At 65.7% G+C, this 11,095-nt stretch carries 8 protein-coding genes; 5 read left to right on the top strand and 3 right to left on the bottom strand.

Going from position 1 to position 11,095, the window contains the following annotated elements:
• The first annotated feature begins 199 nt into the window (after positions 1-199).
• The 5 genes from J2Y49_RS26585 to J2Y49_RS26565 all read left to right on the top strand — a co-directional run bounded on the left by J2Y49_RS26585 (position 200) and on the right by J2Y49_RS26565 (position 8,210).
• Complete coding sequence (locus tag J2Y49_RS26585; RefSeq protein ID WP_310118337.1) at positions 200-2,875, top strand: HAMP domain-containing sensor histidine kinase; 2,676 nt, start codon at positions 200-202, stop codon at positions 2,873-2,875.
• Positions 2,876-4,498, top strand: a complete 1,623-nt coding sequence (locus J2Y49_RS26580; RefSeq protein WP_310118334.1) for an ABC transporter substrate-binding protein — start codon at positions 2,876-2,878, stop codon at positions 4,496-4,498. It abuts the gene before it with no gap.
• Between the two features lie 47 nt (positions 4,499-4,545).
• Positions 4,546-5,970, top strand: a complete 1,425-nt coding sequence (locus tag J2Y49_RS26575; protein ID WP_310118331.1) for a diguanylate cyclase — start codon at positions 4,546-4,548, stop codon at positions 5,968-5,970.
• Positions 5,971-6,351: 381 nt separating this feature from the next.
• Positions 6,352-7,332 (top strand): pyridoxal-phosphate dependent enzyme, encoded by a 981-nt coding sequence (locus J2Y49_RS26570; protein ID WP_310118330.1) that lies wholly within the window; start codon positions 6,352-6,354, stop codon positions 7,330-7,332.
• A gap of 221 nt (positions 7,333-7,553) precedes the next feature.
• On the top strand, positions 7,554-8,210 hold the full coding sequence (locus J2Y49_RS26565; protein ID WP_310118329.1) for a YitT family protein: 657 nt from the start codon (positions 7,554-7,556) through the stop codon (positions 8,208-8,210).
• 15 nt (positions 8,211-8,225) lie between these two features.
• Here the strand turns inward: J2Y49_RS26565 and J2Y49_RS26560 are convergent, their stop codons facing one another.
• The 3 genes from J2Y49_RS26560 to J2Y49_RS26550 form a co-directional block, all read right to left on the bottom strand.
• On the bottom strand, positions 8,226-8,948 hold the full coding sequence (locus J2Y49_RS26560) for a fused DSP-PTPase phosphatase/NAD kinase-like protein (protein WP_310118328.1): 723 nt from the start codon (positions 8,946-8,948) through the stop codon (positions 8,226-8,228).
• 66 nt (positions 8,949-9,014) lie between these two features.
• Complete coding sequence (locus J2Y49_RS26555; RefSeq protein WP_310118326.1) at positions 9,015-10,013, bottom strand: hypothetical protein; 999 nt, start codon at positions 10,011-10,013, stop codon at positions 9,015-9,017.
• 5 nt (positions 10,014-10,018) lie between these two features.
• Positions 10,019-11,074: a hypothetical protein gene (locus J2Y49_RS26550; protein WP_310118324.1), complete on the bottom strand. Its 1,056-nt coding sequence runs from the start codon at positions 11,072-11,074 to the stop codon at positions 10,019-10,021.
• Positions 11,075-11,095: the final 21 nt, after the last annotated feature.

Below are 11,095 nucleotides of genomic sequence, written 5' to 3'. Positions count from 1 at the left end.
GCGGGCGGGCGTGACGACGACCCGCCCGCGTTACCGCTTTCGTACGTTCATCATTACCCCTTTGCCCCCGCCTGTTGCTCTGATAAGGCACCAGTGATCCTGTGTGCGGAGCGTTCGTGGCGGACCGCCGGTCATCCTCTTCGTTACCCCGGCATCCCGCCGGGACGGCCTGCGCGCGGATGACCGCGGCGGGGTGCGCATGAGGATTCGCTCGCGCATCGCGATTGTGGGGGGCGTCCCGGTGGCGGTGGCCGCGGTGATCGCCGTCACCGGCGGTCTTCTGCTGGACCGCAGCGAACGGGTTTACGAGGCGGCGGTGCTTGCCGGTTCCGTTTATCGCGACGTGCTGGCAGCGACAGCGGCGCGGATCGATTATCTCCAGGTCGCTCCCACCGATCGCGCCGGCCGTGTCGCCCGGTTCGAAGCATTGTCGGCCTCGGCGGATGCCGAACTGCGGCAGTTGGACACATCGGGATCGGCCGCCGCCCACCGGCATGAGGTGGAGCGCGCCACCGCTGTGCTGGAGCGCTACGTCGGCCAGATGCGCGCCTTCATCGAAGTGACGGGCGCCAATGATGCGGCCGTCGCCGATATGGGCCGGCATGCCGCCAGCCTGATGACCCTGACCGATCGTGCCCGAAAGCGTCAGCACGCCGCCAATGTGGACTCCCTCGGCTCGCTGACGGAAGCGGACCAGCGCCTGCGCGACAGCCGCGACGTGGTCGACGGGGCCCATGAACTGCGCGAGGCGATGCTGGCCCTGCAACGGGCGGAAGCGCAGCATGTCGCGGCACTGGCCTTCGGAGCCGGAGTCTTCGGCACCGGGCGGCCGCTGACCGCCGCGGATTTCCGCATCGCCACCGACAAGCTGACGGCCACCGCCGGCCGGCTCCAGGCGGCGTTGCGCCGCACCGACCCGTTGGCCGACCGCTATCCGGCGACGGAAACCGCCGGCCGCTATGCCGCGGCGGTCGCCGACCTGCAGTCCGCCGTGCAGGCGCTGCACGAGACGCGGGCGGAGCGCGACGCGGCGCTTAACCGGTTCGAAAAGGCGCTCCAGGCGGCGGCCGGCTTTAGCGAAGACGGCAGGTCGGGCGCCGGCCTTGGGGAACGGATGCTGGCGGAGCAGGTCATCCGGACCCTGCCGGTGGTGCGGGCGCTGGTCCTGACCGGCACCTTGAACCAACAGCCGGACGTGACCCTCCTATCCACCCTCCTGCCATCGGTCCGCCCGGCACTGGACGGGTTGCATGAGGTGCAGGCGCGCTCCACCGCTGCGCAGCGGAGGCTTGCCGACGCCCAGCATGCCAGCGCCGAAGCAGCCTCCGCCATCGAGGCGCTGACCGCCCGCATCCTGATGGTGAAGGCGACCGGATACACCGCACTCCAGGAAGAGGTGGTGCAGCTGATCGCCTATGCCATCCAGGCCAATGATACGGAGCAGGAAACCCAGAATATCGCCATCGTCGCCTTGCGCCTGGGGCGGCGGGCGGCCGACGCGGTGGCGGTGCGCGACGCGGAGGAAGCCGACCGCATCGTCGACGATGCCGGTACGTTGCTGGAAGCCGTCCGCGGGCTTCCCATGTCGCCGCTGCTGCAGGACGAGGTGCTGTCGGCCATCCGCAGCTGGCGCGACAGCCTCGGCCGGACCGCGGCGGGGTTGCGCCGCCTCAACCAGCTTCTGATCGCCATGGACCGCGATGCCGGTGCCCTGGTGGAGACCGCCCGGCAACTGGACGAGACCTTCCGCGACGAGGCGGCACGCATCGGCGACCTGCTGAGCCGCATCCTGATCATCGGGGCGACCATCGGCCTGCTGCTGGGCGGTGGAGCGGCGGTCGTGGTCGCGCGGTCCATCAGCAGGCCGGTCTTGCGGCTGCAGCGGCAGATGACCCGGCTGGCCGAGGATCCGCTGGCCGGCCCGATCGACGGCACGCGCCGTCAGGACGAATTCGGCGCGATGGCGCGCGCCGCGGCCTTCTTCATCCGCGAAATCGGTCTGCGGGAGCTGGCGGCCCGCGAGGCGAAGGAGCGTGCAGACCGCGCTTTGGAGGACCTGCGCCGCACCCAGGCCGATCTGATCCAGGCGGAGAAAATGGCCTCTCTCGGCGCACTGGTCGCCGGCGTGGCGCACGAGATCAACACGCCGCTCGGCAATGCCCTGATGGGGGCCACCCATCTGCAGGACCGGTTGGAATCGATCGGGCGCCTGGCCCGAGAGGGAAACCTGCGCCGTAGCGACTTCGCCGATTTCCAGGAGACGGCGGAGGAATTGGCACGGCTGATGGTGCTGAACCTGCGTCAGGCCGGCGAACTGGTGCAGAGCTTCAAGCAGGTCGCCGCCGACCAGACCAGCGGCGAGGGGCGGCGCTTCGAATTGAAACCCTATCTGGAGGATCTGGCGACCAGTCTCAGCCCGTCCTGGCGCCGCGCGGGCCACGGCCTGCGGGTCGAGTGCCCCGATGGCATCGAGATCAACGGCTATCCCGGCGCCCTGGCTCAGGTCCTCACCAATCTCGTGATGAACTCCCTCATCCATGGATATCAGGACGGACAGCAGGGGCACCTTCTGATCACTGCCTGCGCGCCGAGCCCGGAGTTGGTGGAACTGGTCTATACCGATAATGGCAAGGGTATTCCGCCGGCCGATCTGGGACGGGTGTTCGATCCGTTCTTCACCACCCGCCGCGGAACCGGCAGCACCGGGCTCGGGCTGCACATTGTTTACAATCTCGTGGCGAATAGGCTGGGTGGAAAGGTTGTGGTGGAGAGCCGTCCCGGCCAGGGTGTACGCTTCACCATTCGCTTTCCACGACGACTTGCTACTGATAACGTCGCTCTTGCGATGGAAGCACAATCCGTGCAGGAGCAGTAAATGCCTTTGCCGCCGACGACGTTCTCGAAGAGGCTTGCGAAGGGGCTGTCTGTTCTCGTCTTGCTTGCGGGAACGTCCGGCGCTGCACAGGCCGACAAGTCACTTGTCTACTGCACGGAAGGAAATCCGCAGAGCTTCAACGCGCAAGTGTCCACCTCCGGCACCAGTGTGAATGCGGCCAGCCCCCTGTTCAACAATCTGGTGGAATTCGGCCGCGGCACGCAGATCATCACACCGGCTCTTGCCGAATCCTATACGGTTTCCGACGATGGTCTGGTCTACGATTTCCGCTTGCGCCGGAACGTCCAATTTCATTCAAACGAGTATTTTAAGCCCAGCCGGCCGCTCAATGCCGATGACGTGCTGTTCTCGTTCGAGCGGCAATGGAAGAGCGATCATCCCTATCACACTGTCGGTCCGGCAACTTACGATTACTTCCGCGGCATGGGGCTGCCGACCCTGTTGAAGTCGGTGGAGAAGCTGGACGACCACACGGTTCGCATCACGCTGAACCGGCCGGAAGCTCCGTTCCTGGCCGATCTCGCCATGCCGTTCCTGTCGATCCAGTCGGCGGAATATGCCGACAGCTTGATGAAGGCGAAGCGGCCGGACCTGTTCGACGAGGAGCCCATCGGCACGGGACCGTTCCGTCTTGTGTCCTATCAGCGCGATCTCGCCATCCGCTACAAGGCGTTCGACGGCTATTGGCAGGGGCGCCAGCCTCTGGACAACCTCATCTACTCGATCACCCCGAACATCGCCGTGCGCCTGAACAAGCTGCGGTCCGGCGAGTGTCATGTGATGATATTCCCGAACCCGGCGGAGTTGGGAAAGATCGAAAAGGACCCCAATCTGGTCATCGAGCAGCAGGACGGGAAGAATGTCGCCTATATGGCGCTCAACACAGGCAAGCCGCCGCTCGACGATGTGCGGGTGCGGCGTGCCGTGACCCTGGCGATCGACAAGCGCACGTTGGTCGATGCCGTCTATCAGAATGGAGGGCGGCCGGCAAAGAACCCGATCCCGCCCGGCATGTGGTCTTACGACGACAGCATCGAAGACCACCCGTTCGATCCCGTGGCCGCGCGCAGCCTGTTGATCGAAGCAGGATTTCCGGAGGGCTTCACCCTGGATCTCTGGTATCCGCCGGTCACGCGCCCCTACATGCCCAACGGCAAGCGCGCCGCCGAAATGATCCGGGAGAACCTGGAGCGCGTTGGGATCAAGGTCACGCTGAAGACGGAGAATTGGGGCAACTATCGCAGCCGCGTGACGCAGGGCGACCAGGACATGGTGATCTATGGCTGGACCGGCGACAACGGCGATCCCGACAACTTCCTGTATTTCCTGCTGAGCTGCACCGGCGTGCATCCGGGCGGCACCAACGTCGCAAGATGGTGCAATCCGGATTTCGAAGAACAGATCACCAAAGCAAAATCCGATAACAATATCGAGAAGCGCGCGGAGTATTATCGCAAGGCGCAACAGATATTCAATCGTGAAATGCCGTGGTTCCCTATAGCCAACACTTTCATTGCGGTGGTTCATCGCAAAGAGGTGAAGAATTACACGAACAACTTATTCAAACAGGATTTCTCAGGCGTCGATATAGAAGCCCAGTGAGCGACAGGGATATGCAAACCTCTCCTGGACAAGACTCGTCCGCAGCCATGTCTCCCGACGACCTGCTGTTCGGCGACGAACAGGCGGAGACGTCGTCCGAACAGCCGCCGGAACAGCCGTCCGTCGGCGCGGCCCCCTGGCCTATCCTGGTGGTCGACGATGACGAGCAGGTGCACGCGATGACCCGTGTCCTGCTGAACGACTTCGAGTTCGAAGGCCGCCGCTTCGCCATCGTGAGTGCCTTTTCGGCGGCGGAGGCACGGGCGATCCTGGCTGAGCGGACGGATTTGCCGGTGGTTCTGCTGGACGTGGTGATGGAGACCCATGACGCCGGGCTGCGGCTGGTCCATCACATCCGCCGTGACCTGGGCAACCGCCACATCCGCATCATCCTGCGCACCGGCCAACCCGGTCAGGCGCCGGAGCGCGAGGTGATCGTCGCCTATGACATCAACGACTACAAGAGCAAGGCCGAGTTGACCGCGCAGAAGCTGTTCACCAGCCTCATCGGCGCGGTGCGCGGCTGGCGCGACCTCGTCACCATCGAGACCCTGAACCACTCCCTGGAACGCCGCGTTGCCGAGCGCACGGCGGAACTGGAAAGGCAGACCGCGCTGGCCGACGAGCAGCGCCGCTTCATCGAAAATCTGGTGGAGATGATGCCGAGCCCGGTCTGGTACCGGGACGCCGCCGGCCGCAGCACCCTTTGCAACCGGGCCTTCCGCGAACTTTTCCCGGATGCGGACGACGGCATCGAATGGACCATCGACAGGCAGGCGCGGACGGGCACCGGCACGGAGGCTTTTTCTTTCGAGACCAGCGTGGTCGGGCCGGATGGAGCCCCGCGCGAATTGCTGGTGGTGAAGCGCCCGCTGACCGGGGCGGACGGTACGGCCGCCGGCCTGATCGGCATCGCCACCGACATCACCGAGCGCCGGCGGATGGAGCATGAACTGCACCGTCTGGCCACCACCGATCCGCTGTCCGGCGCCCACAACCGCCGTCATATCCTGGACCTGCTGGACCGGCTGCTGGCCGGGCAAGGCGGTGCCGAACCCAGGCCCATTGTCGAGCCGGCCTGCCTCGTCATGCTCGACATCGACCACTTCAAGCGCATCAACGACGGGCTGGGCCATGCGGCCGGCGATGCCGCCATCCGCAACGTGGTGGAGGAGATTCGCCGCCATCTGCGCGCAACCGACCAGATCGGCCGCATCGGCGGGGAGGAGTTCGCGATCCTGCTGGCGGATACCGGTCGGAACGACGGTGCGGCAATCGCGGAACGGCTGCGCAGTGGTCTGGCGGCTCTGGCGATCCCGTTGCCGGATGGCCGACGGTTCCAATTGACCGGCAGTTTCGGCCTGACGGAAGTCCGTCCATTGGCGGATACAGTGGAAAGCGTGCTGGGCCGCGCCGATCAGGCGCTGTACCGTGCCAAGGCGCTCGGGCGAAACCGGGTCGAGCTGAACTGACGACAGGTGAGCGGCCTGCGACATTTTGCTCGATCACGGCTTGACCGATGCTGCGGCAGCGGGTATTCAGATCCCATGAACACCACCGCCACCATGCGAATGCGAATTACCGGCCCGGCGCTCTGAGAGCGTCGGACAGTTGCCGTATTCGTGTTCACTGGTCGTGTGGAGAGTGTGGCGTGTCGCTGCACCCTGTGGTCTCCGGAACCCTCAATCCGGTTCATGACAAGTCCAACCGTCTGACCGCTGTCGCGGCGTCGCAGCTCGACGTCCGTCTCGGCGAGCGAATGTGTGGCTCGGCGCGAATTACTCACCCGGTCCGCTGAGGCGGTCCGGGTCAAGCCCGTCCTACCCAAAATTCGTTCGTCGAGGAATTTCGCGATGCTCACCGCGCATGCCGATGCCGCGCGCACTCTGTCCGCCTGCACGCCTGTCCACACCCCCGCCTTCGATGAGGAGCGTCTGCCGGCCTGGCTGCCGCTGTCGGCGGTGACCGATGCCGCCCGGCGGCTGTCCGGCCAGATCGTCCGGACGCCCCTGCTCCATGCGTCGGCCCTGGGTCGGGACCTATGGCTGAAGGCGGAGGTCTTCCAGGCCACCGGCGCCTTCAAGGAGCGCGGCGCGCTGAACCGCCTGCTGCGCTTGACCGCGCCGGAACGGGCCAGCGGCGTGGTGGCGATGTCGGCCGGCAACCACGCGCAGGGTGTGGCTTTGCATGCTGCGCGGCTGGGGGTGAAGGCCACCATCGTGATGCCGGAGACGGCCCCCCGCTGCAAGGTGGAGCGGACTGCTGCCCTCGGGGCGGAGGTGGTGCTGCACGGCGCCACGGTGGGCGAGGCCAAGGGAAAGGCGCTGGAACTGGCGGCCGACCGGCGGCTGACCTTCCTCCACCCTTATGACGATCCCGACGTGATCGCCGGCCAGGGCACCGTCGGGCTGGAAATCCTTGCCGACCGGCCGGATGTTGAGACGGTGGTGGTTCCCGTCGGCGGCGGCGGGTTGCTGGCCGGTGTCGCCGCCGCGGTGAAGGCGCAGCGCCCGCGCGTGCGGGTGATCGGCGTGAGGCTGGCCCGGCGGGGCGGCCCGACGCTGGCCGACGGCATCAACGTCCACGCGCTGGGCAAGCTGCCCCAGGCCATCGTCGACACGCTGGTCGACAGGGTGGTCGAGGTGGAAGAGGCGGAGATCGCCGCGGCGATGCGCGCCTTGCACGACTCATTCGGCGTGGTGGCCGAGGGAGCGGGCGCAGCCGGCGTCGCCGCGGTGCTGAGCGGTCGGCTGGGACGAACCGGACGGACGGTGGCGGTGCTGTCCGGCCGCAACGTCGACGGTGACACGCTGGCGCGGACGTTGGCGGCGTGACCTTGCGAATGATGCCGGATCGCAATGCTCGCCCGCTCTTCCGCGATTTGGAAGAGCGGGAGAAAGGCGGGACTGCCGGCACCAAAGGACCGTCTTCGCGCCCACCCTCCGCAAATCGCATAGCTCCCCCGTCACCGAAGTGAAGTATGGATAGGTCAGCAGAAATGACCTATATTGGTTGTCGCGTGTAAACACACAGGCGAGGACCAAGGGTGATTGGCATGACGAACAATTCCGCCCCGACTATTTCGTCATCCCCCTCATCGGTCATTTACGAGCGACCAAAGGCGGCGCATAGCGTCTTTGACAATTTGCAAGGGCAACTGTTCGGCGTCGTCATGACGTCGTTCGGCATTGCCATTTTGCATGCCGCCGGGCTGGTCACCGGGCAGGCGGCAGGGTTGAGCTTCGTGATTTCCTATGCGACGGGCATCGACTTTGGAATTCTGTTCTTCCTCGTCAACCTGCCCTTCTACTTCCTTGCACTGGCCCGCATCGGCGTCGGCTTCACGGTCAAGTCGCTGGTCGCGGTGACCGGCATTTCCCTGCTGTCCAGCCTGCTGCCGTCGATGATGAGCTTCAGCGCCATCAACCCCTATGTCGCGGCGGTTCTGGCGGGCTTCTGCGTCGGGATCGGGGTGATCGGGCTGTTCCGCCACGGCGCCAGCGGCGGCGGTGTCGGCATCCTCGCCTATTACCTGCAGGAAAAGACCGGCTTCCGCGCCGGCTGGCTGCAGTCGCTGTTCGATCTGGCGGTCTTCTCCGCCGCCGCCTTCGTTCTGGAGTGGCCGGCGCTGCTCGCCTCGATCCTGGGGGCGGCGGTGCTGAACGCTTTCGTCGCCTTCAATCACCGCGCCGACTGGTATGTCGCCCGATAAAAGGAGCGGGCCGCCTTATTCGCGGCCCAGCACCCGGTCGACCACGGCATCGGCCCATTCGCGCGAGCGGAAGCTCGCCTTGGCTTCGACCGGGTCATAGACGCGCTCGACCCAATCCCAGAACTCGATCGGGCGCTTCTGGTTGTAGGCGGCATACAGTTCGAAGAAGTAGTCGAGGATGCCGGTCTTCGCCTGCTTGAAGTGGCCGTAGCGCCAGGACAACTGCTTCATCGCTTCGTCGAGCGGCTTGCCTTCATGGGCGAACAGGTACAGCGTCGACATGAAGCCGGCGCGGTCGGCTCCCGACTTGCAGTGCATCAGCGCCGGATAGGTCATGGTCTTGAACAGCTCGCGCGCCTTCAGAAGGGTTTCCTTCTTGGGCATGTCGCGGGAGTTCACCGGGAAATCGACCAGTTCCAGACCATGGGCGCGGCAGGCCTCCGCCTCCAGGATGTAGGAGGCGCAGTCGCGCGAGCCGCGCAGGTTCAGGATCGACTTGATCCCGTTGCGCGCCGCCGCGGCGATGTGCGAAGGCGATGGCTGGCTTGCCCGGTACATGTTGGGCGAGATGCGGTAGGTGTTCGAATAGATCAGCCGGAAGCAGGCGTGGTCGATGAACACGCTTTCCAGATGGCCGAGCGCACGCTGCCACGGCGTCGCCATGCGGCTGCGGCTGCGCTTGATCGCGTCGGCCAGCGCGGTGGTGGTGACCGCCCGCAGATAGCTTTTCTTCGCCAACTTAGACCTTTCGACTCTGACGGAACGCCAACATAGGCATGGTCGCCGTTCCGTCAAGAACCTGCGTCATGCTGATTTCGCCTGAAGTCGCACATACATGCCGTATTGCGCCGCAAGCGTCAGCACGATTTCCATGTACAGGTTGATCAGCCCGTTCGCGTAGAAGGCCGGGCAGCCGGTGTAATGGCGCTCCCCCTCCATCGCCGTCGGCTCGATCAGGTCGGTGTTCAGGACGATCAGATCCTTGTCAGGATCATAGAGGAAGGCCGATTGGTCGGGGCGCAGCGGGTGGATGGCCTGATGGTCGTCGGCCTCGATCTTTCCCGCCGCCATGAACTGGCACAGCATGCCCAGGCTACCCATGGCGAGCGGCAGCACCTGCTTCAGGCTGCGGCGGGCGAGGTCGTCATAGGCGGCGGCTTCCAACCCCGGACGCAGCAGCGGGGCGGCTTCCACCAGGTTCCAGCAGACATGCAGGGCGGTGTGGCTGCCTGTCTTGGTGATCGACAGCATGTCGTAGCCGGACGGCCCGTGCAGGACCGACCTCTGCAACTCGCGCCCCAGCACATAGCCGGCGGCGGCCATGTCGGTGATGTTTCCCTCCGTCCGGCAGCGGTCCTCCTCCACCATCACCTTGATCGCCCAATCCTTGATGATGGCGTCCAACAGGTGGCAGACCGCATCGCGCAGAAAGCCGACCACGCGGTCGGGATCGGCGGCGTCGATGCCTTCCGCATCGGCGAAATCCAGCCCGTGCGGCGAGTCCGGCGGGGTCGACAGCACCAGATGGCCGGCGTCGTCCAGCGGCATGCGGGCGATGATGTGCTCCCGCAGGTCGACATAGAGGAAGCCCAGCAGGGTGTTGATCGCGACCTTCTCGAAATCTTCCTTGCGGGTGTCTGCATGGGCCGGGCAGTGGCCGGCCAGCTTCAGCAGTTCCTCGCTCAGAAGATAGCTCGGCTCCTCGGCGATGCGGTGCAGGATCGGCGCGAGGTTGATCCGGGTCATCCCGGCCTCCTCATGCGCGCCGGCATAGGTCAGGGCGAAATCGTTGGTCCGGGCCATCGGGCTCAGCCCTCCTGCAGGCGGTCGTAGACGGAATATTCCAGGGCCAGCCCGGCCACGATGTCCAGATACAGCTTGATCAGGTTCGTCGTGTAGAAGGCCGGGCAACCGGTGTAGTAGCGCTCGCCCGGCTTGGCGAAGGTGACGATGGGATCGGCGTTCAGCCGGATCAGCCCGTTGCCGTCCAGAACGAAGGCGGTCTGGTCCTTGGGCAGCCGGTGCACCGCCAGCCCGTCGGCCGGCTCGATCCCGCTTTCCTCCATGTAATGGACCAGCATGCCGAGGCTGGCCATCGACAGCGGCACGATCTGCTTCAGGCTGCGGCGGACGAGGTCGTCGTAGAAGGCGGCATCGCGGCCCGGCACCAGCAGCGGAGCCGCCTCCACCAGAGCCCAGCAGATGTGAATGGCGGTATGGCTTCCGGTCTTGGTGATCGACAGCATGTCGTAGCCGGCGCGCTGGTAGAGCGGCGAATGCTCCAGCACGCTGCGCAGCACGAAGGTGGCCGCCGCCTCCAGCGAAATGGCACCGGAGCCCTGGGAACGGAAATACTCCTCCTCCTGCACCAGGCCGACGGCCCAGCCGGTGATCAGCCCGTCCAGCAGGTGGCAGGTGGCATCGCGCAGGACGGAGCAGAAGACGTCCGGCGCCGCAGCAGCCATGGCGGCGCGGTCGGCCGGATCCAGTCCATGTGGGGAGCGCGGCGGAATCGGCAGCATCGGCCGCCCTTCCGCATCGAAGGGCAGCGTTTCCGCGATGTGGTCGCGCAGCCGGTTGAACAGCAGGGCCAGCAGGCTGTTGACCGCCACCTTGTCGGCATCGTCCTGCGAGATCGGCGCCGATCCCTCCGCAGCTTCCTTTGGCGCGCCCTCGGTCTTGCCGGCATGGAACGGGCATTGGCCGCCGCCCTGGCGGAACTCCTCGCTGAACAGGAAGTTCGGATCCGCCTGGATGCGCTGCAGGATATGGGCGATCGACACCCGCCCCAGACCGGCCTCGCCATGGGCGGTGTTGAAGGTCTGGGCGAAGTCGTTGGAACGGCTGGGCAGGGTATCGGACATGCGGCGGCTTCCGGCGCGGAT

The organism is Azospirillum sp. BE72 (genome assembly GCF_031455875.1).
Classification (GTDB): Bacteria; Pseudomonadota; Alphaproteobacteria; order Azospirillales; family Azospirillaceae; genus Azospirillum.
The sequence above is the reverse complement of the archived record's forward strand: the minus strand, read 5'-3'. Positions and strand labels throughout refer to the sequence as shown.